Origin of the sequence: Streptomyces sp. NPDC058373 (assembly GCF_042723275.1) — a bacterium.
Taxonomy (GTDB): Bacteria; Actinomycetota; Actinomycetes; order Streptomycetales; family Streptomycetaceae; genus Streptomyces.
In genome coordinates this window covers 42,460-68,320 of record NZ_JBHXJE010000027.1, presented here as the reverse complement: position 1 = coordinate 68,320, position 25,861 = coordinate 42,460, and the positions used below count along the sequence as shown (strand labels likewise).

Annotated in this window: 18 protein-coding genes; 3 read left to right on the top strand and 15 right to left on the bottom strand. The window is 71.7% G+C overall.

The window, feature by feature from the left end:
- Positions 1-183: 183 nt before the first annotated feature.
- Positions 184-594: an NTP pyrophosphohydrolase gene (locus tag ACFWMZ_RS17035; RefSeq protein ID WP_383173736.1), complete on the top strand. Its 411-nt coding sequence runs from the start codon at positions 184-186 to the stop codon at positions 592-594.
- A gap of 80 nt (positions 595-674) precedes the next feature.
- On the opposite strand, the gene ACFWMZ_RS17030 is transcribed toward ACFWMZ_RS17035, so the two are convergent.
- The 13 genes from ACFWMZ_RS17030 to ACFWMZ_RS16970 all read right to left on the bottom strand — a co-directional run bounded on the left by ACFWMZ_RS17030 (position 675) and on the right by ACFWMZ_RS16970 (position 19,317).
- On the bottom strand, positions 675-1,292 hold the full coding sequence (locus tag ACFWMZ_RS17030; protein ID WP_383173739.1) for a TOPRIM nucleotidyl transferase/hydrolase domain-containing protein: 618 nt from the start codon (positions 1,290-1,292) through the stop codon (positions 675-677).
- A gap of 49 nt (positions 1,293-1,341) precedes the next feature.
- Positions 1,342-2,913: an ArnT family glycosyltransferase gene (locus ACFWMZ_RS17025; protein ID WP_383173742.1), complete on the bottom strand. Its 1,572-nt coding sequence runs from the start codon at positions 2,911-2,913 to the stop codon at positions 1,342-1,344.
- A 122-nt stretch (positions 2,914-3,035) separates the two neighbouring features.
- Positions 3,036-4,544 carry an amino acid permease gene (locus ACFWMZ_RS17020; protein WP_383173745.1) on the bottom strand — a complete coding sequence of 503 codons (1,509 nt, stop codon included), beginning with the start codon at positions 4,542-4,544 and terminating at the stop codon, positions 3,036-3,038.
- A 121-nt stretch (positions 4,545-4,665) separates the two neighbouring features.
- Positions 4,666-6,591 (bottom strand): 1-deoxy-D-xylulose-5-phosphate synthase, encoded by a 1,926-nt coding sequence (gene dxs, locus ACFWMZ_RS17015; RefSeq protein WP_383173748.1) that lies wholly within the window; start codon positions 6,589-6,591, stop codon positions 4,666-4,668.
- Between the two features lie 308 nt (positions 6,592-6,899).
- Complete coding sequence (locus tag ACFWMZ_RS17010; RefSeq protein WP_383173751.1) at positions 6,900-8,267, bottom strand: sugar ABC transporter permease; 1,368 nt, start codon at positions 8,265-8,267, stop codon at positions 6,900-6,902.
- Positions 8,264-9,043 (bottom strand): ATP-binding cassette domain-containing protein, encoded by a 780-nt coding sequence (locus ACFWMZ_RS17005; RefSeq protein ID WP_383173754.1) that lies wholly within the window; start codon positions 9,041-9,043, stop codon positions 8,264-8,266. Before ACFWMZ_RS17005 ends, ACFWMZ_RS17010 begins: the two co-directional genes overlap by 4 nt.
- A 396-nt stretch (positions 9,044-9,439) precedes the next feature.
- Complete coding sequence (locus ACFWMZ_RS17000) at positions 9,440-10,525, bottom strand: substrate-binding domain-containing protein (protein WP_383173757.1); 1,086 nt, start codon at positions 10,523-10,525, stop codon at positions 9,440-9,442.
- A gap of 122 nt (positions 10,526-10,647) precedes the next feature.
- Entirely contained in the window at positions 10,648-11,847 is a 1,200-nt protein-coding gene (locus ACFWMZ_RS16995) for an ROK family protein (RefSeq protein WP_383173760.1), read from the bottom strand.
- Between the two features lie 269 nt (positions 11,848-12,116).
- Positions 12,117-13,058, bottom strand: a complete 942-nt coding sequence (locus ACFWMZ_RS16990; RefSeq protein ID WP_383202346.1) for a carbohydrate ABC transporter permease — start codon at positions 13,056-13,058, stop codon at positions 12,117-12,119.
- The gene (locus ACFWMZ_RS16985) at positions 13,058-13,981 is read right to left on the bottom strand and encodes a carbohydrate ABC transporter permease (protein ID WP_383173766.1); all 924 of its coding nucleotides are present in this window, start codon (positions 13,979-13,981) and stop codon (positions 13,058-13,060) included. Before ACFWMZ_RS16985 ends, ACFWMZ_RS16990 begins: the two co-directional genes overlap by 1 nt.
- An 85-nt stretch (positions 13,982-14,066) precedes the next feature.
- A complete protein-coding gene (gene ngcE / locus ACFWMZ_RS16980; RefSeq protein ID WP_383173769.1) occupies positions 14,067-15,494 on the bottom strand; it encodes an N-acetylglucosamine/diacetylchitobiose ABC transporter substrate-binding protein in 1,428 nt (475 codons plus the stop codon).
- Between the two features lie 460 nt (positions 15,495-15,954).
- Entirely contained in the window at positions 15,955-18,687 is a 2,733-nt protein-coding gene (gene acnA, locus ACFWMZ_RS16975) for an aconitate hydratase AcnA (protein ID WP_383173772.1), read from the bottom strand.
- A 342-nt stretch (positions 18,688-19,029) separates the two neighbouring features.
- Positions 19,030-19,317 (bottom strand): hypothetical protein, encoded by a 288-nt coding sequence (locus tag ACFWMZ_RS16970; RefSeq protein WP_383202342.1) that lies wholly within the window; start codon positions 19,315-19,317, stop codon positions 19,030-19,032.
- Positions 19,318-19,527: 210 nt separating this feature from the next.
- On the opposite strand from ACFWMZ_RS16970, the gene ACFWMZ_RS16965 reads away from it, so the two are divergent.
- Positions 19,528-21,057, top strand: a complete 1,530-nt coding sequence (locus ACFWMZ_RS16965) for a helix-turn-helix domain-containing protein (protein WP_383173778.1) — start codon at positions 19,528-19,530, stop codon at positions 21,055-21,057.
- Positions 21,058-21,158: 101 nt separating this feature from the next.
- Here the strand turns inward: ACFWMZ_RS16965 and ACFWMZ_RS16960 are convergent, their stop codons facing one another.
- Positions 21,159-23,429, bottom strand: a complete 2,271-nt coding sequence (locus ACFWMZ_RS16960) for a glycosyl hydrolase (protein ID WP_383173781.1) — start codon at positions 23,427-23,429, stop codon at positions 21,159-21,161.
- A 962-nt stretch (positions 23,430-24,391) separates the two neighbouring features.
- On the opposite strand from ACFWMZ_RS16960, the gene ACFWMZ_RS16955 reads away from it, so the two are divergent.
- Entirely contained in the window at positions 24,392-25,294 is a 903-nt protein-coding gene (locus ACFWMZ_RS16955) for a LysR family transcriptional regulator (protein WP_383173784.1), read from the top strand.
- A gap of 37 nt (positions 25,295-25,331) precedes the next feature.
- On the opposite strand, the gene ACFWMZ_RS16950 is transcribed toward ACFWMZ_RS16955, so the two are convergent.
- Positions 25,332-25,799, bottom strand: a complete 468-nt coding sequence (locus ACFWMZ_RS16950) for an STAS domain-containing protein (RefSeq protein ID WP_383173925.1) — start codon at positions 25,797-25,799, stop codon at positions 25,332-25,334.
- Positions 25,800-25,861 lie beyond the last annotated feature (62 nt).

The window sequence follows — 25,861 nt, the reverse complement described above, 5'->3', positions numbered from 1 at the left end:
CGCCGGGGTGGGTGGGCCGGGGCCTCGCCCGGCGGGGCGGGGGGGGGGTGGGCGGTGGGGCCGGGCCCGGGGGGGGCCCCCGCGGCCACGGCCCCTTTCCGCGTGGTGCGGCGCTCAGGTGCCGGGGATGCCCACGGCGTACGCCGGTACGCGCCGTCGCGCCCGGCGCGGCAGGATGGAGTCATGCAGACCGACTCCGCGCAGCCCGCCGCCGGCCCCCGCCCGCTTCTCGTCGTGGACGGTGCCAATGTCGTCGGGTCGGTGCCCGACGGGTGGTGGCGCGATCGGCGGGGCGCCGCCGAGCGGCTGCGGGACCGGCTGGTGCGGGTGGCCGCCGAGGGCGTGCCCGGGGTGGACGGGCCACTGGACGTGGTGCTGGTGGTGGAGGGGGCGGCGCGCGGGGTGGGGCCGGTCGACGGCGTACGGGTGGAGTCGGCGCCCGGGAGCGGGGACGACCACATCGTGGCGGTGGCCGCGCGAGCCGCTCCCGGGCAGGAGTGCGTGGTGGTGACCGCCGACCGGGAACTGCGCGAGCGGGTCGCGGCGCACGGGGCGCGGTCGGTGGGCCCGAGGGCGGTGCGCGGGGCGGGGTGAGCGGGGCGTACGGCGTCCCACCGGCGGTGTGCGAAGACACGCGGGCGGCAGGCGGGAGGCACGCGGACGTCCCGGCTGCCTCAGAGGCTCGCGAAGAGCCCGTCCAACGGCGCCGGTACCTGGGCGGGTTCGAGGGCCTGGACCAGGAGGTGGCCGTAGCGGATCTTGCGGCCTTTCTTGGTGCCCAGGAAGCGGCGCAGTTGGTGCCGGCGGGGGCGGTCGAGCTGGGCGGGCTGGCGGAGGAAGGTCTGCCAGGCGCGGAGGTCGCCCTCCTGCTCGACGATCTCCTCGACCCGTGCGGTGCCGAGTGCGCGGACGAGTTCGTCCTCCAGGTCCGCGGTGCAGACGAAGACGCCGTGCCCCGGGGCGCCGGCCCGGCGCAGGCCGCGGTCGTAGAAGGGCCGTTCGCGTACGTCGCAGAGGCCGGTCAGGCGCAGGCCGAGGCCGGGCGGGCCGAGGAGGGCCGCGTAGCGGCCGACGTTCATCGCCCCGGCCATCTGCACCACGCACACGCCCTCGGCTGCCAGGTCCCTGCCGCGCCGGGCGGCCAGCGCCTCGACGGCCGCGAGATCGCTCAGCCCCTCCAGCAGCACCGCCGTGCGCACCCCCAGCTCTCCGGCCAGCTCCCGCGCCCGCTCGCCGGGACCGCCGCCCGCCCAGCCGCCGACCGCCTCCCGCAACGCGCTCATCTCCGCCATGGGTGCGAGTCTTCCTCCTTCGCCGGGGCGGGGTACGGGTTTTACGCCGTCAGCGCTCCCGCAGCACGTACAGCCGGGCCCCGTCGACGGTGCCCGCCGGGTGGTAGTGCTCGGCGAGCAGGGTCCGGAGCGTGGGCAGGTGGCGCGGGGACCAGTCGCCGCCGCGCGAGTCGTCGACGAGCAGGTGCGGCGGGTCGGCGGCGGTCTCGGCGCGGAAGACGTGCCAGGTGCCGGGGACCGCGTACGGCTCGCCGGTGCGGGCCCCGGCACGGCCGCCGCTGTGGTTGGTCAGCAGACCGGCGGTCAGGTAGCGGCTGGCGGGCGGGCGTCCGGCGAGCCAGTACGTCTCCGGATGCATGCTCCAGACCAGGACGCGCTCGCCCGGCGCGGTCAGGCTCCGCACGGTGTGGGCCAGCCGCACGGCGTGGTCGGTGTCGGGGCGGGGCGCGAGCAGGCCCCACAGCACGAAGAGGGCGGCGAGGGCGGCGGTGGCCCGCAGGGCGCCGGCTCGTACGGCGGCGGGGCTCCGGTGCAGGGCGCGGGTGGCCAGCAGGGCCAGGGGCGGCACCAGTTGCAGGTAGTAGTGGCCGAAGAAGTGCAGGCCGGTGACGACGGCGAGGGCGGAGGCGCCGAGCCAGAGCCGCAGTTCGGCGGGGCCGCGTCCGGCGCGGGCCAGTGGCAGCAGCAGCGCGGCCGAGGCGGCGGCCAGCAGCAGGGCGTTGACCAGGGCGCGGGCCAGCACGTGCGGCACCGAGCCGGAGAAGGAGGCGTACGAGCCGGAACCGGTCACCGTCCAGAAGAGGAACCCCGCGGGGTCGGTGGCGAGGGCGGTGGCGAGGACCGGCAGGGCGGCGCCGAGAGCGAGCCGGGCCAGTCCCCGGCCGCCGCCGCCCGCGCGCCACCAGAGCAGCAGCACGGGCAGCAGGACGACGGCGCCGGTCTGCTTGACGAGGAAGGCGGCGGCGACGGCGGCCCCGGCCGCACCCCAGTGGCGGCGGTCGGCGCACCAGAGCGCGGCGACGGTGGCGGGGAGCAGGAAGACCGCGAAGGCGGCGGCCTGGGTGTCCTCGGGGTTGAGGCCGACGGAGAGCAGCAGGTGCAGCAGGCCCGCGGTGCGTCCGGCCGCGCTCCCCCAGCGGCGGCGGGCCAGGGAGGCGACCAGCAGTGCGGTGGCGAGCTGGGCGAGGACGGCGGCGACGCGGACCGGGGCCAGGGAGGTGTCGCCCCACAGAGTGAACGCCGCCTCGTAGAGCCAGGGCATCAGCGGCGGTTTGCGGTCGACCACGTCGAAGTAGAGCGCGCCGCCGTCGGCGAGCAGCCGGGCCTGTACCGCGAGGAACCCCTCGTCCGGGCTCCACAGCGGCAGCCGGAAGGAGGGCAGCCGGGTCGCGCAGGCGACCAGGGCGAGGCCGGGGAGCAGGCGAGGCCAGGGGGCGAGGGCACGGGTGCGGGACGCGGCCCTGCCCGGTGCGGGCCGGTGCGGGCGGGGTGGCTCGGGTGCGGTGCGCGGCGGGGGCAGCAGGGCTGGGGCGGCGGGGGGCGGGCCGGTGCGGGCCGGGCGTTGCGGGGTGAGCGTGGGGGCGGCCGGGGCGTCGGCCGCCGGGGGGTACTGGTCGCGCATGCCTGCCTTCGGGCCCGGGGGGTCGCGGGGAGCGTGCGCCCCCGTGGCGGCACCTTAGTGGCCCCGTATGTCCGGATGAGGCAGGACATACGGGGCCGGGGGCAGGACGCCGGTCAGGCGCCTCAGGCCTGGGTGCCGCGGCCGAGGCGGCTGTGGCTGCGTCCGTAGGCGAAGTAGACGACGACGCCGATGACCATCCAGACGGCGAACCGCAGCCAGGTCTCGGCGGGCAGGTTGAGCATCAGCCAGAGCGAGGCCAGCACCGAGAGGACGGGCACCCACGGCACCAGCGGCGTGCGGAAGGCGCGCGGCAGGTCCGGGCGGCTGCGGCGGAGCAGGATCACGCCGAGGGCGACCACGACGAAGGCGAAGAGCGTGCCGATGTTGACCAGTTCGGCGAGTTCGTCGATGGAGGTGAACCCGGCGAGCAGCGCGACGACCCCGCCGAGGAGGAGCGTGGAGCGGTACGGCGTGCCGAAGCGCGGGTGGACGCGGGAGAAGGCGCGGGGCAGCAGGCCGTCGCGGCTCATCGCGAAGAACACCCGGGTCTGGCCGAGCAGCAGGATCATCGAGACCGAGGTGAGGCCGACCGCGGCGCCGAAGCTGATCAGCCCCGCCCAGAAGGGGTGGCCGACCGACTTGAACGCGTCGGCGAGCGGCGCGTCCGTGGAGAGGTCGGAGTATTTCTGCATGCCGGTGACGACGATGGAGACGGCGACGTACAGCAGGGTGCAGATGAGGAGCGAGCCGAGGATGCCGCGGGGCACGTCGCGCTGCGGGTTGTGGGTCTCCTCGGCGGCGGTGGCCACGATGTCGAAGCCGATGAAGGCGAAGAAGACCACGGCGGCCGCGGTGAAGATGCCCATCACGCCGAAGTCGGCCGGGGTGAATCCGGTCATGAGCTGGATGAGCGGGGCGGTGAAGCCGCCGCCGCCCTCGACCTCCTGGCTCGGCGGCACGAACGGGTCGTAGTTGGCGCCGGTGATGAAGAAGGCGCCGACCACGATGACGATCAGCACGACCGTCACCTTCACGGCGACGACGACCCCGGTCACCCGCGAGGAGAGCTTCATCCCGGCCACCAGGACCAGGGTGAGCGCCACCACCAGCAGACAGGCGAGCAGGTCGAAGCCGAACCGCCCGTCATGGGTGCCGCTGAGCCACTGCGGCAGGTGGAGCCCGGCGGTGTCCAGCAGCGAGCGCATGTAGCCGGACCAGCCGACGGCGACCACGGCGCAGCCCAGCGCCAGCTCCAGGATGAGGTCCCAGCCGATGATCCACGCCGGGAACTCCCCGAGCGAGGCGTACGAGAAGGTGTACGCGGACCCGGCCACCGGCACCGTGGAGGCGAACTCGGCGTAGCAGAGGGCCGCGAGGGCGCAGACCAGTCCGGCGACCACGAAGGCGATGGCCACGCTCGGCCCCGCCGTCTCCTTGGCGATCTTGCCGGTGAGGACGAAAATGCCGGTGCCGATGATGACGCCGACGCCGAAGACGGTGAGGTCGAGGGCGGACAGCGACTTCTTGAGCGCCGTCCCGGGCTCCTCCGTGTCCCGGATCGACTGCTCGACGCTCTTCGTTCTGAAGAGGGTGCTCACGGGTGTACCTCCCACGCTGGTCGTCCCCGCCATGATCGGAGGGGAGTGCGCAGCGCATGCCCCGACGCGGCCCGCTTCACGCGAATGGGCCGGGCCCACCACCCGTGCGGGGTGGTGGGCCCGGCCCTTTCCGTGCCTCGGAGCGGAGGGCGCGTCAGTCGCGGGCCGGCTCGACGGCCTGGGCCGCGGCGCCGTGCTCGTACCGTCCGTCGAGCTTGGCGACGAGGCCGGTGACCTGCCGGGCGATGTCCGGGGCGGTCAGGCCGATCTCGGCCAGCACCTCCTTGCGGGTGGCGTGGTCGAGGAAGCGCGGCGGGATGCCGAAGTCGCGCAGCGGTACGTCGACACCGGCGTCGCGCAGCGCCTGGGCGACGGCCGAACCGACGCCGCCAACCCGGCTGTTGTCCTCGACGGTGACGACCACCCGGTGCTGCTCGGCCAGCGGCGCAAGCGCCTCGTCGACCGGCTTGACCCAGCGCGGGTCGACCACGGTGGTGGAGATGCCCTGCTTGTCGAGGAGGCCGGCGATCTCCAGGCACATCGGGGCGAGCGCGCCGACCGAGACCAGCAGCACGTCGGGGCGGGATGTGCCCGGCTCGCGCAGCACGTCCATGCCGCCGACGGTGCCGAGGGCGGCGACGGCGGGGCCCACGGCGCCCTTGGAGTAGCGGACGACGGTCGGGGCGTCCTCGACGGCGACGGCCTCGCGCAGCTGGGCGCGGAGCTGGTCGGCGTCGCGCGGCGCGGCGATCCTGAGGCCGGGGACGACCTGGAGGATCGACATGTCCCACATGCCGTTGTGCGAGGCGCCGTCGGTGCCGGTGACCCCGGCCCGGTCCAGGACGAAGGTGACGCCGCAGCGGTGCAGGGCCACGTCCATGAGGAGCTGGTCGAAGGCGCGGTTGAGGAAGGTCGCGTAGACGGCGAAGACCGGGTGGACGCCGCCGCTGGCCAGGCCCGCCGCGGAGACCGCGCCGTGCTGCTCGGCGATGCCGACGTCGTAGACCCGCTCGGGGAAGGCGTCGGCGAACTTCTGGAGGCCGACGGGCTGGAGCATGGCGGCGGTGATCGCCACGATGTCCTCGCGCTCCTTGCCGAGCCGGACCATCTCCTCGCCGAAGACCGAGGTCCAGTCGGCGCCGGAGGCGGAGACGGGCAGACCGGTGTCGGGGTGGATGACGCCCACCGCGTGGAAGCGGTCGGCCTCGTCCTGGACGGCCGGCTGGTAGCCGCGGCCCTTCTCGGTGAGGCAGTGCACGATGACCGGGCCGCCGAACCGCTTGGCACGGGCCAGCGCCGACTCCAGGGCCTCGATGTCGTGGCCGTCGATCGGGCCGACGTACTTCAGGCCCAGGTCCTCGAACATGCCTTGCGGGGCGATGAAGTCCTTGAGGCCCTTCTTGGCGCCGTGCAGCGTCTCGTAGAGCGGGCGGCCGACGACCGGGGTGCGCTCCAGGAAGTCCTTGCCACGGGCGAGGAAGCGCTCGTAGCCGTCGGTGGTACGCAGGGTCGCCAGGTGGTTGGCGAGGCCGCCGATGGTCGGCGCGTAGGAGCGCTCGTTGTCGTTGACCACGATGACCAGCGGGCGGTCCTTGGCGGCGGCGATGTTGTTGAGCGCCTCCCAGGCCATGCCGCCGGTGAGGGCGCCGTCGCCGATGACGGCGACGACGTGGTCGTCCTTGCCGCGCACCTGGTTGGCCTTGGCGAAGCCGTCGGCCCAGCCGAGCACCGTGGAGGCGTGGCTGTTCTCGATGACGTCGTGCTCGGACTCGGCGCGCGAGGGGTAGCCGGAGAGGCCGCCCTTGGTGCGCAGGCCGGAGAAGTCCTGGCGGCCGGTGAGCAGCTTGTGGACGTACGACTGGTGACCGGTGTCGAAGAGGACCTTGTCCTGCGGCGAGTCGAACACCCGGTGCAGGGCGATCGTGAGCTCCACGACTCCGAGGTTCGGGCCGAGGTGGCCGCCGGTCTTGGAGACGGCGTCGACGAGGAAGGTCCGGATCTCTGCGGCCAGCTCGTCAAGCTGCTCCGGGCTGAGACGGTCCAGATCGCGCGGTCCCGTGATGCGGGTCAGCAGCGGCACCCGTGCCTCCTTGCAGTAGAGCGTTTTCGAGCTTTGCCGGGTCTGTCGAGTCTAATGTTCCGCTTCCCGCGCCCCGCACCGGGCGCCCGGGATCCGCGTCACGCGGACTCGCGGCGATGCTAGTCCTGTCCGGTGCCTCAGGGGTATGCCCGGGGGCCGGACGGGTGGGCGGAGCCTCACGGGCGCATGTGGCGGGCGCACGGCGGCGCGCCCGGCCCCTTCGGGAGGGACCGGGCGCGTGGCCGTGCGGTGTGCGGCGGGCGGGGGGCGGGACCTCTGGGGGTGGTCCCGGCCCGTCCGCCGCTGGGTCAGGCGCGGCCCGCGGTCTTCTGCGTGCGGCGGGAGACCGAGTCGATGACGACGGCGGCCAGCAGGACCACACCGGTGATCATGGACTGGACGGCGTCGCTGGAGCTGCCGGACATGTACAGGCCGGTCATGATCGACTGGATGACCAGGATGCCGATCAGCGCGGACCACGGCGTGCCGCGGCCGCCGAAGAGGCTGGTGCCGCCGATCACGGCCGCCGCGATGGCCAGCATCAGGGTGTCGCCGCCGCCGAGGTTGGAGTCGGCGACGCCGGCCTGGGAGGCGATGAAGAGGCCGCCGAGGCCGCCGAGGAACCCGGAGATGGTGAAGACCGAGATCCGCACCCAGACGACGTTGATGCCGGCCCGGCGGGCCGCCTCGACGCCGCCGCCAACCGCGAAGACCTGGCGGCCGTAGGTCGTCCGGCGCAGGACGAACGCGGCGAGGACGACGACGCCGACGAAGACGGTGAGGCCGAGCGGCAGCCCGTTCTCCTGGTTGAGCATCCAGGCGGTGGCGAAGGCGAGCACGGCGACCACGCCGGAGCGCAGCAGCACCTCGCTGAGCGGCCGGTGCGGCAGCTCGACCGCGCGGCGGCGCTTGCGGTCCAGGAGCTGGCTGCCGAGGTGGGCGGCGACCGCGACCAGGGCGAGGCCGTAGGCGGCGGCGATGTCGCTGAAGTAGGTGTTGTTCAGCGAGTGGACGACGCCGCCGGAGATGTTGTTGATGCTGAGCGTGTTGCCCATGACGTACAGCTGGAGGCCGCTCCAGCCGAGGAATCCGGCGAGGGTGACCACGAAGGCCGGTACGCCGATCCGGGCGAAGAAGAAGCCGTGCAGGGCGCCGATCGCGCCCGCCGCCAGCAGGCCGAGGAGGACGGCGAGGCCCTCGTTCAGATCCTGCTTGACCGCGAGGACCGAGGTCAGCGCGGCGGTCAGGCCCGCCACCGAGCCGACCGAGAGGTCGATCTCACCGAGCAGCAGGACGAAGACGATGCCGGTGGCGATGAGGCCGGGGCCGACGATGTACTGCGCGATGTTGGTGAGGTTGGACGGGTCGAGGAACCGGCCGGTGGTGGTCTCGAAGATCGCCCAGATGACGACGAGGCCGACGAGGACCGGGATCGAGCCCAGCTCGCCGCCCTTGATGCGGCGCTTGAAGTCGGTGAGGTATCCGGCGAAGCCCTGCTCGCGGACGAGCAGCCGCGGGTCGACCGGGGTGAGCGCGTCGGCGGCGGGCGCGCCCGCGTCGACCGGCTCGGCGGGCGCGGGCACGGCGGTCTTCGTCGCGCCCTCGGCCTCGGCGGGCGCCTGCCCGGCGGCCTCGGGGCTCTGCTCCGGGCTCTTGCCCGGCTGCGTGTCGCTCACTGTGCTGCCTCCGTGGTGCGGGCCTTGCGCCGGGTCACGGCGTTCTCCGTGGCGCCGGTGATCGCGGAGATGATCTCCTCGTGGCTGGTGTCGGCCACGTCGAAGACGCCGTTGTTGCGGCCGAGCCGCAGGACGGCCACCTGGTCGGCGACGGCGAGGACGTCGGCCATGTTGTGGCTGATGAGGATGACGGCGAGGCCGCGCTCGCGCAGCCGCTCCACCAGGTCGAGGACCTGCGCGGTCTGCTCCACGCCGAGGGCGGCGGTCGGCTCGTCGAGGATGACCAGCTTCGGGTCGCCGACCAGGGCGCGGGCGATGGCCACCACCTGGCGCTGGCCGCCGGAGAGCGAGGCGATCGGGATGCGGACGCTGGGGATGCGGATGGAGAGCGAGTCCAGGAGCTCCTGGGCGCGCTTCTCCATCGCGACCTCGTCGAGGACCTTGCCGCGGGTCGCCTCGCGCCCGAGGAAGAGGTTGGCGACGACGTCGAGGTTGTCGCAGAGCGCGAGGTCCTGGTAGACGGTCGCGATGCCGAGGTGCTGGGCGTCGTGGGGGCGGGCCACGGTGACGGGCCGGCCCTCCCACTCGATGACGCCCTCGTCGATGGGGTGCACCCCGGCGATCGTCTTGACGAGGGTGGACTTGCCGGCGCCGTTGTCGCCGACGAGGGCGAGGACGGAGCCCGCGCGGACCTCCAGGTCTACCTCGGTGAGCGCCTGTACGGCACCGAAGCGCTTGGAGATTCCGCGCAGCGCCAGCACGGGCGCAGCGGACATGAGAACCATCTCCTTCGCCGCCCTGGGCCCCTCGGCGCGCCGGTCGGGCGCGGGACGGGGCAGGACGGCCGGGGGGGGGGCTGGGCCGGGCCCGGGGCCCGGCGGACAGGTCGGTCAAGGGGGCCGGGACCGCTCCGGGAGAGCGGCGGGCGGCCGGGGCGCGCGGCCCCGGGCGGGGGCCGGGCGCCCGGCGGGGGTGCGTACGACGCCCCGTGCTCCGGGCTGCGGGGCCTGGACATGGGAGCGGCGGGGCGCCGTACGGACTCGGGGCCGGAGCGGCGGCCCGAGGAGGGTGGGCCGCCGCCCCGGCGTTCCGGGGCGGCTCGCGGGCCGCGCCCCCGGGGCCGGGCGCGCCGTGCGCGGGCCGGTCCGGGGCGCGGGGCCGCCGGGGGGCTGCTACTCGATGCCGGCGTCCGCGCAGGCCTTCTTGAACTCGCCCTTGCAGATCTCGCTCACCTTGTAGAGCTCGTCCTTGATGACCGTGTCCTTGATGTTGTCCTCGGTCACCACGAAGGCGTCGACCAGGGCGGCCGGGATGCCCTTGGTCGAGGGGCTGTCGATCTTGGTGGTGGCGATGTCGTCGATGGACTTGCCCTGGAGCAGGCGGACGGCTATCTCGGCGGTCGGCTCGGCCTCGGGCTTGTAGGGCTTGTAGATGGTGAAGCTCTGGGTGCCCTTCAGGATCCGCTGGATGCCCGCGAGCTCGGCGTCCTGGCCGCCCACCGGGATGTCCTTGACCTTGGCGGACTCCAGGGCGGCGATGACGCCGCCGGCCATGCCGTCGTTGGCGGAGTAGACGGCGTCGAAGCCGTCCTTGCCCAGGGAGGTGATGGCGGCGCCCATCTTCTGGCCCGCGATCTCGGCGCTCCACTCACCGGTCTGCTCGTAGACGACCTCCTTGACCTGCTTGTCCAGGACGCTGTGGGCGCCCTTCTTGAACATCGCGGCGTTGGGGTCGGACTCCTTGCCGTTGATCATGACGACCCGGGAGTCGGCGGCCTTGTCGCCCAGGGCCTGGACGATGCCCTCGCCCTGGAGCCTGCCGATCTTCTCGTTGTCGAACGAGACGTAGGCGGCGACGTTGCCCTCGGCGAGGCGGTCGTACGCGACGACCTTCACGCCCTTCTTCTCGGCGCCGTCGACCCAGGACTTGGTGGCGCCGGAGTCGACGGCGTCCAGGATGATGACCTTGACGCCGGACGAGACCAGGTCGTCGAACTGCTGCTTCTGGGTCGAGACGTTCTCGGCCGCGTTCTTGTAGTTGATCTCGCAGTCGTCGCAGAGTTCCTTGACCTTCGCCTTGATCAGCGGGTAGTCGAAGGACTCGTAGCGGGTGGTGCGGCTCTCGGGCAGGAGCAGGCCGATCGTCTTGTCGTCCGCCTTGTCCTCCTTGCCACTGCCTGCCTCACCGCACGCGGCGAGGGAAACCGCCATGGTGAGAGCGGTGGCGGCTGTCGCGGCTCTGCGCAGCTTGGTGTTCATCTGTCCCAACCTCCCTGACATGGCCGCGCCGATGCGACCGAGGTGGCTGGAAGTCAACTCGGCCCGCACAGCGGCGTCAAGGAGTAAATCCTTAACGAGATGACAACGGTGCCATGCGTTCTCTAAATGAAGGCAGGAGTGGGCTGCGGAGCGGCCCCGTCCAGAAGGGTCGAATCGCCCATCTCGCGCAGCGCCAGGGCGAGCGCGCCCAGCACCTCGGCCCGGCCGCCGAGCGAGCCCGGCACCAGTTCGAGCTGGCGGGCGGCGCTCGGGATGGCGTACCGCCCCACCGAGGTGCGGATCGGGCCGAGGACCAGTTCGCCCGCCTCGGCCAGGTCGCCGCCGAGCACCACCCGGCTCGGGTTGAGGAGGTTGCACAGGCTCGCCACGCCGCTGCCGATGTGGCGGCCGACGTCGGCGACGACGCGGCGGCAGCCGGGGTCGCCCTCCTGGGCCAGCGCGACGACCTTCTCCATGGTCAGCCCGGTGCCGTGCGTGGGCTCCAGCAGCGGCAGCACGTACCGGGCGGCGGTGAAGGTCTCCAGGCAGCCGCGGTTGCCGCAGCGGCAGACCGGCCCGGCCTCGTCGAGGGTGATGTGGCCGATCTCGCCGGCCGTGCCGCCGGGGCCCCGGTAGATCTGCCCGTCGATGACGAGCCCGGCACCCACCCCCCCGGCCACCTTGATGTAGGCCAGGTCGCGCACGCCGCGCCCGCTCCCCCAGACCAGCTCGCCGAGAGCGCCGAGGTTGGCGTCGTTGTCGACGGCGACGGGCACGCCGAGCCGCTCGCCGAGGGCGAGCGCGGGCTGGGTGCCGGTCCAGCCGGGCAGTATCGAGGTGGAGCCGAGCATGCCGGAGGCGACGTCGATGGGCCCGGGCACCCCGAGGCCGACCCCGGCGACCTTGGCGCGGTCCACGCCGGTGGCGTCGAGGAGGCGGCCGACCAGCAGTTCGGCGCGGTCGAAGCCCTGCTCGGCGGAGGCGTCCACGTCGAGCGGCTCGGCCTCCTCGGCGAGGATCTGGTGGGCGAGGTTGCCGACGGCGACCCTGAGGTGGGTGTGGCCGAAGTCGACGCCGATGACGATGCCCGCGTCCCCGCTGAGCGAGACGCTGCGGGCGCGGCGGCCGCCGGCCGAGGTGGGGGTCACCTCGACGGTGCCGCCCTCCTTCAGTTCCCGGACGATGTTGGAGACGGTGGCCGCGGAGAGACCGGTGGTCCGGGCGATCTCCGCCTGGGTCAGCGACCCGGAGAGCCGCACGGCCCGCACCACCCGCTCCAGATTGGCCCTGTGCAGCGACGACTGCGACCCCGGTGTCTCCATCGGCCTATCCACTCCTGCCCGCTGCCGGGCGGCCCGCGGCCACCCGCCGGTCGACCAGCCCCGGCGGAGCGGTCCGCACTGTGTACAAGTTCTGAACCTCAAGCACAGCTTGCGGCGCGGTATCCGTCAAGGGCTCGACACGGACGGGGACGCGGCGGCCCCACGACGCGCCGCCAGGGGCCCGCGGAGGCGCCGGCGCGCACACGGGTACGGGCCCGCCCCCGGAGTCCGGAGGCGGGCCCGTACGGCCCGTCAGAGCGCCGCTGACGCTATTTCAGCGCCCCAGCGGTGAGCCCGGCGACGACCTGCCGCTGGAAGACGATGTACGCCCCGAGCACCGGCAGCATCGCCATCACCAGCCCGGCGAAGAGGCCGGACCAGTCGCCCTTGTACCCCTGGCTGACGGCGAGTTGGACCAGGCCCTGGGAGAGGACCTTGCGGTCCGGGTCGGTGTTGAGCACGGTCGGCAGCAGGTACTGGTTCCACTGGCCGAGGAAGTTGAAGATGCCCACGCTGATCAGTCCGGGCTTGGCCATCGGCAGCATGACCTGGAAGAAGGTCCGGCTGTGCGAGGCCCCGTCGATCAGCGCGGCCTCGGCGACCGAGGTCGGCAGGGTGCGGAAGAAGGCGGTCAGGAAGAAGACCGTGAACGGCAGCGAGTAGGCGATGTACACCAGGATCAGGCCGTGCGTGGTGTTGAGCAGCCCCAGGTTGTTCATCACGAAGAAGAGCGGGACCAGCGCCAGGATGACCGGGAAGCTCAGGCCGCCGATGAACAGGAAGTAGAGGAACCGGTTGCCGGGGAAGTCGAACCGCGCCAGCACGTAGGCGGCCATCGAGCCCAGCAGCAGGGTGCCCACCAGGGAGCCCGCCACCACGATCACGGTGGTGAGGAAGTACTCGCTCATGTGCGCCTGGGTCCAGGCACGCGACCAGTTCTCGAAGTGCAGCCTGTCCGGCAGCGACCACGGCGAGTCGAAGATCGACCTGTCGTCCTTGAAGGAGGTCATGACGGCCCACAGCAGCGGCATCGCCACCAGGAAGGCCCAGATGACCAGCACACCGTGGGAGAAGACGTTGAGCGTGCCGCCGGTCCTGGACGGGCCGCGGGGGGCCGGGGGCGGCTGGTCCGCCGCCTTGCGCTGGGCCGGGAGACCGGGGCCGCCCGGCCCGTCGGCCTTCTTCACGAGGTCGGGGTCGTCTGTCTTCATCAGAACTCCAGCCGTTCACGCCGGCCGACCCGCGACACCAGGGCCGCGAAGGCCAGGGTGACGATCAGGAGGGCGACGCCGATGGTGGTCGCGTAGGCCGCCTGGCCGCCCACGAACGCCTTCTGGTAGACGAGCAGCGGCAGGACGGTGGTGGAATCGGCCGGTCCGCCCGGGCCCACGGTCATGATGTGGACGATGGCGAAGGACTCCGCGCCGAGGGCGAGGATGCCCATGTAGATCCAGCCGGACTGCACGGTGTCCCAGAGCAGCGGCACGGTGATGCGGAAGAAGGTGGTGAAGCGCCCGGCCCCGTCGAGCAGCGCGGCCTCGTAGTAGTCCTTGGGGATGGAGGCCATCCCGGCGGAGAAGAGCACGACGAAGAAGCCGGTGGTGGACCAGACCATGACCGCCATGACGCACCAGAGGGCGAGGTTCGGGTCGCCGAGCCAGTTGCTCTGGAGTCCGTCCAGGCCCAGTATCCCGAGCGCCGAGTTGAGGGCGCCGCTGTTGGGGTTGTAGGCGAAGCGGAAGAGCAGGGCGACGATGGCGATCGACAGCACCTGCGGGAAGAAGTAGACGATCTTGTAGAAGGAGGAGCCGCGGACGCCCGCGATGGCCGCGCCCTTCCGGCGCCGCCCGCCGACGTTGATCATGAAGGCGAAGAAGAGCGCGAGCCCGAGCGTCACCACGGGCAGCAGCAGCACGAAGGTCACGCTGTGCTGGAGCGCCTTCCAGAAGGTGCCGTCGTCGAACATCCGCGCGTAGTTGTCGAACCCGACCAGCGAGAAGTCCGGGCTGAGCCCGGTCCAGTCCGTGAACGAGTAGAAGATGGACTGGACGAACGGCCAGATCACAAAGAGTGCGTAGATCGTCAGAGGGACGATCAGAAAGCCCGCGATGAAGCGGTATTTACCGTGCTGCATGTGGTGTCGACCCCGAATCCCCGGCGGGTGCCGCCGCGCTGCCGCGGTCGCGGACCCGCGCCAGGCGGGCCCGCGACCGCCTGTCTCACTGGTGCCGGTAGTGCTTGATGGAGTCGTCCTTGGCCGCGGCGTCGGCGAACTCCTGGCACTTCTTGATCGCCTCGGCGGGGGTCATCCGGCCCGCCATCATCTCGCCGATCGCGCCGGCGCCGATCTTCTGCTTCTGCAGCTCGACGTACCAGTCCTGCAGGCGCGGGTTGAGGATGTTCTCCCCGGCCTTCTCCAGGGCGGCGACGGCCGACTTGAGGGCGGAGGTCAGCTCCAGCCCCTCGGTGCCGCCGTCAAGAGCGGTCAGCGACTTCACCTTGGTGGTGAAGTTCTTCGAGGAGTTCTCGCTGAGCATGATGCGCAGCTGCTCCATGCCGCCGTCCGGGTTCTTCGCCTTCTTGGGAACGATGAACGGCTCGCCGCCCGAGGCCCACAGGGTGCCGAACGGCAGCTTGTCGGAGCTGTCCAGGCTGGAGGGGGCGGCCACCTTCATCTCGAAGTCGTCCGGCGTGGTGCCCGCCGCCTCGTTCTCCACCCAGGAGCCGTTGGGCAGGAACAGGGCCTTGCCCTGGGTCCACGCGGTCTGCGACTCGACGTGGTCGATGCCGGGGGTGCCCTTGAGGACGTACCCCTTCTTGTACAGCTCGTAGTACGCCTCGAAACCGGCCTTGACCGCCGGGTGCTTCCAGGCGCCCGGCTCCAGGTTGTCGATGGCGTCCAGGACCTCGCGGCCGCCGATCTTGCCGATGAACGGGTAGAGCGAGAAGGGAATGTAGTACGGGTACTTGCCCGCGTACGTCCAGCCGGCGATGCCCTTCTTCTTCGCCTTGGCGCAGAGCGCCAGCATGCCGTCCCAGTCCTGCGGGTACTCCGCGTCGAGCTTGTCGAGCGCGGTCTGCGAGTACCAGACGCCGTACACCGTGTAGGCGTAGTTGAGGATGTAGCAGGGGTCGCCGTCGTACTGGCCCATCTCGATGATGCCGGGCCGCAGGATGTCGCGGACCTTCTTCGACGGGTCGTCGATCGAGGGGGCGTCGAGCAGCGGGGTGAGGTCGGCCAGCTGGTCCTTGCCGACCAGGACGCCCATGTCCATCTGCTCGGCACCGGAGTTGTCGATGAGGTCGGGCGGGGTGCCGCCGTTGAAGCGCGGCTGCAGCTCCGACTGGATCTTCTGCGTGGAGCCGAACTTGACCTTCGCCTCGGGGTACGCCTTCTCGTACGCCTTGACCGCGTCCTCGGCGTACGCGACGCCGAATCCTCCGTCGAAGAGGACGAAGTCGAGCGGCGCCGAGGCGTTGACCCCCAGCGGGTTGTCCTTGCTCTTCTCGCCCTTCTCGACCTTGTTGTCGGTGCTGTCGCCACTGGCGCAGGCCGACAGGAAGCTCATCGTGGGGACGGTGATCAGCCCGATGGCCGCCGACCGCTTGATCAGACTGCGCCGGTCGATTCCTGAGGTGGATCCCATGCTCAAGTCCTCGCCCTCTCCAGGACTCAGGCGGTGAACCGGAACCTCCCCGGCACCGCAAGGTGATGTGAAGCTGGGGTCGTGCTGGATGTGCGACGGTGCTGGGTTCACGGGACGCGGAGGGGAGTGGGGGGAGACACTGTGCTCCCCGGGTCCCCCGGGACTCCCCCTGACCCGTCCGGCCCGGGGCGAAAACTCCGGGCGGACGCCGACAGGTATAGTCCACTCCTCGCGCGGGCTGCAAGATCGAACACAGTATTGACCGGCACTCTTTCCCGAGTTGAGACCTCCGGCCGGTCGTCGGCTCAACACGCCCGGGGCGTACCGGAGTCGGTGGTTCCCTGCGCCACGGTACGCGCGGAACGCGACGAGGGCCGCACCTCCGCCAAAGCGGGGGTGCGGCCCTCAGCCGCTGTGCGGCGGTCCGCGCGGGACGCGCCCCGGGTGGGGCGCGGCGCCGCTACTTGCGGATCAGGTTGCGCAGCACGTACTGCATGATGCCGCCGTTGCGGTAGTAGTCGGCCTCGCCGGGGGTGTCGATGCGGACGACCGCGTCGAACTCCACGCCGGTGTCGGTGGTGACCTTGACCGTGGACGGGGTGGTGCCGTTGTTCAGATCGCTGACGCCGCTGAAGGAGAAGGTCTCCTCACCGGTCAGACCGAGGGACGCGGCGGAGTGGCCCTCGGGGTACTGGAGCGGGAGGACACCCATGCCGATGAGGTTGGAGCGGTGGATGCGCTCGTACGACTCGGCGATGACGGCCTTGACGCCGAGGAGCGCGGTGCCCTTGGCGGCCCAGTCGCGCGACGAGCCGGAGCCGTACTCCTTGCCCGCCAGGACGACCAGCGGGATGCCCTGGTCGATGTAGTTGCGCGAAGCGTCGTAGATGAACGACACCGGCGCGTCACCGGCCTGCTGGGCCTGGGTGAAGTCGCGGGTGAAGCCGCCCTCGGTGCCCGGCGCGATCTGGTTGCGCAGGCGGATGTTGGCGAAGGTGCCGCGGATCATGACCTCGTGGTTGCCTCGGCGCGAGCCGTAGGAGTTGAAGTCGCGGCGCTCGACGCCGTGCTCCGTGAGGTACTTGCCCGCCGGGGTGTCGGCCTTGATGGCACCGGCCGGGGAGATGTGGTCGGTGGTGACCGAGTCGCCGAGCTTGGCCAGGACGCGGGCGCCGGCGATGTCCTCGACCGGGGCCGGGTCCATCTGCATGCCCTCGAAGTACGGGGGCTTGCGCACGTAGGTGGACTCGGTGTCCCACTCGAAGGTGTCGCCGGTCGGGATGGACAGTGCCTGCCACTGGGCGTCGCCCGCGAAGACGTCCTGGTAGGACTTGTTGAACATGTCCTCGCCGATGGCGTTGGCGACGACGTCGTTGACCTCGGCCTCGGTCGGCCAGATGTCGGAGAGGTGGACGGCGTTGCCGTCCTGGTCCACGCCGAGCGCGTCCTTGGTGATGTCCACCTTCATGGAACCCGCGAGGGCGTACGCGACGACCAGCGGCGGGGAGGCCAGGTAGTTCATCTTGACGTCGGGGTTGATCCGGCCCTCGAAGTTGCGGTTGCCCGAGAGCACCGCGGTGACGGCCAGGTCGTTGTCGTTGACGGCCTGGGAGACCTCGTCCGGCAGCGGGCCGGAGTTGCCGATGCAGGTGGTGCAGCCGTAGCCGACGAGGTTGAAGCCGACCTTGTCGAGGTACGGGGTCAGGCCCGCCTTGTCGAAGTAGTCGGTGACGACCTTCGAGCCGGGGGCGAGGGTGGTCTTGACCCACGGCTTGCGGGTCAGGCCCTTCTCCACGGCCTTCTTGGCGACGAGGGCGGCGGCGACCATCACGTACGGGTTGGACGTGTTGGTGCAGGAGGTGATGGCGGCGACGGTGACGGCGCCGTGGTCGATCTCGTAGGTCGAGCCGTCGGGGGCGGTCACGGTGACCGGCTTCGACGGGGTGCCGTTGGAGACCGCCGGGGAGTCGGAGGCCGGGAAGGACTCCTTGCCGGCCTCGTCCAGGTCCGCCTCGGAGACGTAGTTGCGCACGTCCTGGCCGAACTGGGTGGCGGCCTCGGCGAGGACGATGCGGTCCTGCGGGCGCTTGGGGCCGGCGATGGAGGGGACGACCGTGGCGAGGTCGAGCTCCAGCTTCTCGGAGAAGTCCGGCTCGGCGGCCGGGTCCAGCCACAGGCCCTGCTCCTTGGCGTACGCCTCGACCAGGGCGACCTGCTGCGCGTCGCGGCCGGTCAGGCGCAGGTACTTCAGCGTCTCGTCGTCTACGGGGAAGATCGCGGCGGTGGAACCGAACTCCGGCGACATGTTGCCGATGGTGGCGCGGTTGGCGAGCGAGGTGGCGGCGACGCCCTCGCCGTAGAACTCGACGAACTTGCCGACGACGCCGTGCTTGCGCAGCATCTCGGTGATCGTGAGGACCAGGTCGGTGGCGGTGGTGCCGGGCTTGAGCTCACCGGTCAGCTTGAAGCCGACGACGCGCGGGATGAGCATGGAGACCGGCTGGCCGAGCATGGCGGCCTCGGCCTCGATGCCGCCCACGCCCCAGCCGAGCACACCGAGGCCGTTGACCATGGTGGTGTGCGAGTCGGTGCCGACCAGCGTGTCGGGGTACGCCTGGCCACCCCGGACCATGACCGTGCGGGCCAGGTGCTCGATGTTGACCTGGTGGACGATGCCGGTGCCCGGGGGGACGACCTTGAACTCGTCGAACGCGGTCTGGCCCCAGCGCAGGAACTGGTAGCGCTCGCGGTTGCGACCGTACTCCAGCTCGACGTTCTGGGCGAACGCCTGGTCGGTGCCGAACTTGTCGGCGATGACCGAGTGGTCGATGACCAGCTCGGCGGGGGCCAGCGGGTTGATCTTCGCCGGGTCGCCGCCCAGCTCCTTCACGGCCTCACGCATGGTGGCGAGGTCGACCACACACGGCACACCGGTGAAGTCCTGCATGATCACGCGGGCGGGGGTGAACTGGATCTCCTGGCTGGGCTGGGCCTGCGAGTCCCATCCGCCGACCGCCCGGATGTGGTCGGCGGTGATGTTCGCACCGTCCTCCGTGCGGAGCAGGTTCTCCAGCAGCACCTTCAGGCTGTAAGGGAGGCGCGCGGAGCCCTCGACCTTGTCCAGCCGGAAGATCTCGTACGACTCGTCGCCCACGCGCAGCGTGCTGCGGGCGTCGAAGCTGTTCGCCGACACGACAGTCTCCTTCATCAATGTGCGCGTTCTACCGCAATTCTGCCGCCCCGCACTCGCACCAGTCAGCTAAGGTAGGGCTAAGTTAGGTAAGCCTTACCGGCGGCGGTCGCGGTCTCGCCCTGGGTAGATATCTCGATGTCGAGATAACTCTAGTACATGACCGCCTACGAGGCATGCCTCGGGGGCGCCGATTGGCGCGGCGGAGGTCCGCGCTGCCCCTGGGAGGGGCGGTCACGGGGTCCTCCGGTTCCGCCGTTCACCCGCGCCCCGTCCACTGACACGCCTGCCCGCCGACGGCTCGCCGAAGCGGACGCGGCACCGGACCGGGGCCGGGCGGGCACCCTAGGGCCACAGTTCGACCGGCAGGTGCGCAGGCTGCTGGAGGCGGGGTACCCGCAGGCCGCCGGGGTGCCGCAGGAGGAGTTCGCGGACCGGGTCGCGCCCCTGCGCGAGGTGGTCGTGGACCGGGCGGCGAAGCTGTCCGCGCCGGCGCCGGAGGAAGGCCGCGTGCCCTTCCTGCTGGTGATCTCCCGGGGGCTGGTGCCCGTCGAGGAGCCGGTGGCGCAGACCGCGCTCGCCGGGAAGAGCAAGCCGGGCATCGTCGCCCGGCACCCGCCCCCGTGTCGCCATGGCACGGCACTCTGCCACCGGCGGGTGCGTGCGGAAAGGGCCCGGCGCAGCCTCCGGACCACCGGCGGGTGCGTGCGGAAAGGGCCCGGCGCAGTCTCCGGCGCAAAGCCGACGGGCCGTCAGCCGCCCCTTCGCCAGGCCCGCGTACGCCCTCTCCCCCGGACGGTCCCCCAACAGGCCCGCATCTCATATCTGAGATAGCCTTCGGGCATGGCAGACGACTACCTGGTACGCATCGGCAAGCTCATCCGTGACGCCCGTCAGCATCGCGGCTGGACACAGGCGCAGCTCGCCGAGGCGCTCGGCACCAGCCAGAGCGCGGTCAACCGCATCGAACGCGGCAACCAAAACATCAGCCTTGAGATGATCGCCCGAATCGGTGAAGCTCTGGACAGTGAGATCGTCTCACTGGGCTACGCCGGGCCGATGCATCTGCGGGTGGTCGGCGGCCGGCGCCTGTCGGGCGCGATCGACGTCAAGACGAGCAAGAACGCCTGCGTCGCCCTGCTCTGCGCGTCGCTGCTGAACCGGGGACGCACCACCCTGCGCCGGGTCGCCCGCATCGAGGAGGTCTACCGCCTCCTGGAGGTCCTCAACTCCATCGGCGTACGCACCCGCTGGATCAACGACGGGCACGACCTGGAGATCGTCCCGCCCGCCGACCTGGACATGGCGGGCATGGACCAGACGGCGGCCCGCCGCACCCGCTCCATCATCATGTTCCTCGGCCCGCTGCTGCACCGCATGGACCGCTTCAAGCTGCCGTACGCCGGCGGCTGCGACCTCGGCACCCGCACCATCGAGCCGCACATGATCGCGCTGCGCCGGTTCGGCCTGGACATCACCGCAACCGAGGGCCTGTACCACGCGGAGGTCGAGACGCCCGAGCCCTCCGACCGGCCCATCGTCCTGACCGAGCGCGGCGACACCGTGACCGAGAACGCTCTGCTGGCCGCAGCCCGCAAGGACGGCGTCACGGTCATCCGCAACGCCTCCTCCAACTACATGGTCCAGGACCTCTGCTTCTTCCTGGAGGCGCTGGGGGTGCGCGTCGAGGGCATCGGCACCACCACCCTCACGGTGCACGGCGTCCCCGTCATCGACGTCGACGTCGACTACTCCCCCTCGGAGGACCCGGTCGAGGCGATGAGCCTGCTCGCCGCCGCCGTGGTCACCGAGTCGGAGCTGACGGTGCGCCGGGTACCGATCGAGTTCCTGGAGATCGAGCTGGCCGTCCTGGAGGAGATGGGCCTCGACCACGACCGCACCCCCGAGTACGCCGCGGACAACGGCCGCACCCGGCTGGTCGACCTCACCGTGCGCCCCTCCAAGCTGGAGGCGCCGATCGACAAGATCCACCCCATGCCGTTCCCCGGCCTGAACATCGACAACGTCCCGTTCTTCGCGGCCATCACCGCCGCCGCCTCGGGCCAGACCCTCATCCACGACTGGGTCTACGACAACCGCGCCATCTACCTCACCGACCTCAACCGCCTCGGCGGCCGCCTCCAGCTCCTCGACCCGCACCGCGTCCTGGTGGAGGGCCCGACCCGCTGGCGCGCCGCCGAGATGATGTGCCCGCCCGCCCTGCGCCCCGCCGTGGTCGTCCTCCTCGCCATGATGGCCGCCGAGGGCACCTCGGTCCTGCGCAACGTGTACGTCATCAACCGCGGTTACGAGGACCTGGCCGAACGCCTCAACTCGGTCGGCGCCCAGATCGAGACGTTCCGGGACATCTGAGCGCCTTCGGCGTCACCGCCGCCGCGCCCCTCCCGGCCCGCGTGCACGTGGGCCGGGAGGGGCTTCAGCGTTTCAGCGTCACCTTCGACGAGCTGCCGTCGTCACCCGGCGCCGCTCCCGGTCGCGGTGGAACCGGCCGGCACGGTGAGTTCCTTGCCGTCGGAGAAGGTGACCGTGACCGCCTCGGACCCGTGGTTGTGGGCGGCGTAGGTGCGGACGCCGTCCTTGGCGAAGACCGCGGACGTGGGCAGGTCGCCGGTGACCGAGGGGTCGGGGGCGCCGAGCGCGTCCAGGGTGGTGAGCCAGTGGTAGGTGTGCGCCTTCGACTCACCGTCCTCCGGGGTGTATCCGGCGTGGCCGTCGTCCCACTTCGCCTTGGCGGCGGCCGGATCGGCCAGCGACTCGAACTCCCAGAGGATGTCGCGCCATTCGACGGCGGGCCCTCCGTTCTCACGCTCCATCTCCGCGATGTTGCGCCGGATCGCGTCCTGGTGCCCGGCCAGGTGCAGGGAGCCGCCCGCGGTCACGGGCAGGACGTTGATGCCGTGGATCTCCTCCGGGTTGGCGGTCCACCAGGTGGAGTACGCCCCGCCGCTGCCCCACACCATGCCGACCGTGTCGTGGGTGAAGGAGTCGGGGAAGACCTCCTGGTCGGCGTCGAACCAGTACTGGGCGATCGCCTCGCCCTCGGTGGCGAGCAGGTAGCTGCCGAGGTCGCGCAGTTCGGTGTCGCCGGTGGCCGAGCCCCAGAGCACCAGTGCCGCGCTGAGGTTGGTGGACTCCGAGGAGGACTCCTGGTTGTTGCCGGCGGCGAATCCCTGGTGGCCGGAGGCCCAGCTGTGCCCGGCGTAGACGTCGAAGCCGCGCAGGAAGGGGAAGTCGCTGTCGCTGCGGCTGGGGTTGGCGGTGTCGCGGATCAGGGCCTTGACCATGCCGCCCCAGGCGGAGTCCTCGGCCCAGGAGGCGTCGTACTGGGCGACGATCGCGGCGGCGTACACGTAGTAGCCGTAGTGGAAGTGGTGGTCGTTGAGTTCGCTGTCGCTGCCGTAGGAGGCGGGGTAACCGGTGAGGGTCTTCCAGTCCGCGTCGTACGAGAACTCGCTCGCCCCGCCCGCGGTGAACCACTCCTCCAGACGGTCCTGGAGCAGGCCGATGAGCTTGTCGCGGGTGGCGGTCTCACCGATCTGGTCGGCGAGCGGCACCAGTTGGGCGAGCTTGCCCAGCGCCTTGCCGGTCCAGTAGGTGTCCGAGGCCCCGGAGAACGGGTCGGAGGAATCGGCGACCTCGGACAGGTAGGCGCGCAGCTGGGACGTGTCGACCGCGTCGGTCCCCGGCAGCCCGGGCAGGACCGGGGCGGCCTTCTGGCTGGTGGTGAAGGAGGCGCCCTCCCGGACCTTCATGGTGCCGCGGGGAGAGACGTAGGTGTACGGCGTGAGGTCGTCGGTGGTGTGCATCCACTGATGCCGGTAGAGGGCCTGGAGGGTGCCGCGTTCGGTGCCCTCCTTGGCCTCGGTGGTGAGCTCGTACGTGGCGCCGACCGTGCCGTCGGAGGAGCTCCACTCCACCTGCGATCCGGTGACGAAGCTGAACGCGTACGTGCGGAAGGTCGCGAGGGCGTCGGTGGAGGGCAGTACGGCGACGGAGAAGTAGTCCTTGTCGCCGAGGCCGGCGGTGATCTCGGTGCCGGAGACGTCCCAGTCGCTGCCGGTCGGCGCGAAGAGGGCGTAGTGGTGTCCGCCGACCGTGATGCCGACGACGTTGCCCTCGTCGGAGAAGACGGTCGGCGCGGCCGCGGTGGTGATCTGGGCGTCGCCGCCTGAGCCCTCGGCGTAGACGAAGGGCATGCCGTGACCGATGGTGGTCCGCAGGGTGCGGTCGCCGTCGGACCAGTAGGGGGTGACCGTCCAGTCGGACCAGTCGTCGGCCTTGGTGTCGGGCGAGTTGAGCCCGCTCAGGCCGAGGGTGAGGTCCGGCTCGTGCGCGTACTCGTACTGGCGGCCCTCGCCCACGACGGTGGGGCTGGTCGGGTAGCCGACCTCCAGTCCGCCGGAGACGGCCTGGTACGTGAGCGGGTGGCCGTACATGGGCTGGGAGTACGGATTGTCGCCGTAACGCTGGAAGGCGAGGGAGGACCACCAGTCGTTGGTGGGCACGGGCTTGCCCTCGGCGGCCTGCGTGACCTTCGGGGTGACCGGCGTGCCGGTGTCGGTCGTGGGGCCGGTCGTGCCGGCCGGCCGGGTGTCGGAGTAACTCCCGGCTCCCACGGGGACGGTGGCGGCCGCCGCCGGGGTCGCGGCCGGGCCGAGGCCCACGGCCGCCAGCGCGGCGGCCAGGACCACCGCGGCGGCCGGGCGTGATCGGGGCATTCGCATGGGGGGCACCTCTTGTCGTCGAGAGGGACGGGCTCGTCAGCGGCGGCCACAACAGCCGGGAGGGGCGGGATGGCCTGAGGTCGCGGCGGAACCGTTGCGGGGGGGGAGAGCTCGACCTGAGAGCGCTCTCAGATGCCCGGAAAAGTAAAACCTCTGAAATCGGTTGTCAATACATCGCGCACGATGAGGCACCCAGGAGGGAGAATCGGAGGTTTTGACCTGCCTCAGCTTCGCGGTCCCTTCAAGTCTTGACGGGACGAACCTGGTGCGCTCGTTGGACGGCAAGGTGGCGCGGGACCTCGACGCGTACGGCTTCCTGGAGCGGGACTGCCCGGACACGGCGCACCCGCGCCTATGGCGCAAGGGCCGAACCGGTCGTCGGCCACGGCCTGTTCGAGGTCACGAACCGGCACGCAGTCCCCCTCGGCGCGGAGGGCCGGCACCGGACCGTCCGGGGCGAGCCCTGAGGCACGGGTCGGGCGGACTCCGACGCCGGCCTCGTTCCTGGCCCTGCCGTCGGCGCCGGCCGGCCGCCTTCACCCGAAGTGGGCGGGGCACCCCCGTCGCCCCGCCCACCTCTCGTCCCCGTCACCGCGCGGTCCCCCCGTCGCCGCGCGGTGCGAGAGCAGCGTGCCGTTCCGTCTCCGCACTCGGGGCGGAGCCGGTTCAGGCGGCGTCGGCGCCAGCTGGGCGCACCGTCCATTCGCATCGGCGAAAAGGGAGTCCGGGAAAATACTCCGACGGTTCGCACGTTGCCGGGGACGGGGAATTGCCCGCGCCTTTCCGGATTCGACGGCGTGCCCTCGCTTCGAACATCCTGCCGGGTGGGGGAGGTGCGAACAAGTTAAGATCACTAAACGCATGTTTAGGCGACTCGGCCGAGGGGCACGGCGACGGACCCACCACCGCATGCGCACGCAGCCCGGCACCGGCCTGGGGCCCCTGCTCGGCAAGGAGGACGCATGGTGGAGCGGCTTGAGCTGGAGGCTTTCCTCACGCTCGCCGAAGAGCTGCACTTCGGGCGTACCGCTCAGCGGCTGCACGTCACGACCGGCCGTATCAGCCAACTCCTCAAGAGACTTGAAGGGCGTATCGGCACGCCGCTCTTCACCCGCAGCAGCCGTACGGTCGAACTCACCGAGATCGGCCGACAACTCCGCGAGGACCTGCAGAGCGGCTACGAGCAGATCGAGAGAGGGCTCGCCCGGGCGGCCGAAGCGGCCCGCGGTGGCCGCGGCTCGCTGCGGATCGGATTCATCGGGGCGCTCGCCGGTCAGGTGGTCCACCAGGCCGCGCGGAGGTTCGCGGAGGCGGAAAGCGGTGTGCCGGTCCAACTGAGGGAGGTACAGGTCGCCGAGGCCCTGGCGAGCCTGCGCGAGGAGCACGTCGACATCCTGGTGATCAGCCTGCCGCTCGCCGAGCCCGACATCACCGTCGGCCCCGTGCTGTTCTCCGAGCCGCGCATGCTCGCCGTCCCCTCCGGCCACCCGCTGGCGGCCGGAGCGAGCGTATCGATGGAGGATCTGGCGGGCGTCACCCTGCTGCGCCCCACCAACGCGGGCCCGGGCGGCTGGCCTTCGGACCGCCACCCCACCCGCACCCCCGCCGGCTCCGCCATCCTCGGCGGGCCGCGCGTGAAGACGTTCCAGGAAGCCCTGCAGCAGGCCGGGGCGGGCGCGGGCGCGGTCATCGTCGGAGCCCAGGCCCAGCACTTCTACAGCCGGCCCGACATCGTGTACGTCCCCTTCCGGGACGCCCCGCCCATCGAATGGGCCGCCACCTGGCTGAAGACCCACGACGTTCCCCGCAAACGGGCCTTCGCCCGCGTCGCCCGGGAGGTCGGGCACGAGGCTCTGCGGGGCTGACCGCGTACGGGGGAACGGGGCCCTCCCCCGCGGGGGTTCAGGGCGACAGGGGCCGGGAGGAGTGCGGCTGGCTCAGCGGGCGGATCTGGCGGGCCCGCGGCCGCGTCGTGGGGACCCGGCGAGGGGAGGCGGCAGCGCGCCGCTCCGGCGGCGGCCCCGCGGGGTGGCCGCAGCCCGCGCCCGCGTTGCGGCGGATCGCGCCCGGCACGGTGGCCGCCACGCGCAGCACGCGGCTGAGGCCGGTGAGGTGGAAGACGCGGCGGGCCGCGGGCCCGGGGGCGGCGACGCAGAGGAGGCCGCCTTCGGCGGTGGCGCGTTCCCTGGCGCGGAGCAGGAGGTGCAGGGCCCGGGGTGTCACCACACGGGCCCGTACGTGTACCACGACCACGCTCGCACCGGCCCGTTCCTGGAACGCGCGCAGCTCCTCCTCGACGGCCTCCTCGTTCTCGGGGTCGACGATGGCGTCGAGAGGCACGACGGTCACGGGGGTGCGGTCGGCGGACATGGCGGAATCCCTCATGGAACCCTCCGGGGTACGGGTGGTGTTCCTCTGGGCCGCTGCTTGAC

Bases quoted from the DNA above. Each gene is read 5' to 3' on its own strand.
- ACFWMZ_RS17000 (WP_383173757.1), bottom strand. From the start codon at position 10,525: ATGAACACCAAGCTGCGCAGAGCCGCGACAGCCGCCACCGCTCTCACC.
- ACFWMZ_RS16990 (WP_383202346.1), bottom strand. From the start codon at position 13,058: ATGAAGACAGACGACCCCGACCTCGTGAAGAAGGCCGACGGGCCGGGC.
- ACFWMZ_RS16955 (WP_383173784.1), top strand. From the start codon at position 24,392: ATGGTGGAGCGGCTTGAGCTGGAGGCTTTCCTCACGCTCGCCGAAGAG.
- ACFWMZ_RS17030 (WP_383173739.1), bottom strand. From the start codon at position 1,292: ATGGCGGAGATGAGCGCGTTGCGGGAGGCGGTCGGCGGCTGGGCGGGC.
- ACFWMZ_RS16965 (WP_383173778.1), top strand. From the start codon at position 19,528: ATGGCAGACGACTACCTGGTACGCATCGGCAAGCTCATCCGTGACGCC.
- ngcE (WP_383173769.1), bottom strand. From the start codon at position 15,494: ATGGGATCCACCTCAGGAATCGACCGGCGCAGTCTGATCAAGCGGTCG.
- ACFWMZ_RS16970 (WP_383202342.1), bottom strand. From the start codon at position 19,317: ATGGCGACACGGGGGCGGGTGCCGGGCGACGATGCCCGGCTTGCTCTT.
- ACFWMZ_RS16950 (WP_383173925.1), bottom strand. From the start codon at position 25,799: ATGTCCGCCGACCGCACCCCCGTGACCGTCGTGCCTCTCGACGCCATC.
- ACFWMZ_RS17035 (WP_383173736.1), top strand. From the start codon at position 184: ATGCAGACCGACTCCGCGCAGCCCGCCGCCGGCCCCCGCCCGCTTCTC.
- ACFWMZ_RS17005 (WP_383173754.1), bottom strand. From the start codon at position 9,043: ATGTCCGCTGCGCCCGTGCTGGCGCTGCGCGGAATCTCCAAGCGCTTC.
- ACFWMZ_RS17020 (WP_383173745.1), bottom strand. From the start codon at position 4,544: ATGGCGGGGACGACCAGCGTGGGAGGTACACCCGTGAGCACCCTCTTC.
- ACFWMZ_RS16960 (WP_383173781.1), bottom strand. From the start codon at position 23,429: ATGCGAATGCCCCGATCACGCCCGGCCGCCGCGGTGGTCCTGGCCGCC.
- ACFWMZ_RS16995 (WP_383173760.1), bottom strand. From the start codon at position 11,847: ATGGAGACACCGGGGTCGCAGTCGTCGCTGCACAGGGCCAATCTGGAG.
- ACFWMZ_RS16985 (WP_383173766.1), bottom strand. From the start codon at position 13,981: ATGCAGCACGGTAAATACCGCTTCATCGCGGGCTTTCTGATCGTCCCT.
- ACFWMZ_RS17025 (WP_383173742.1), bottom strand. From the start codon at position 2,913: ATGCGCGACCAGTACCCCCCGGCGGCCGACGCCCCGGCCGCCCCCACG.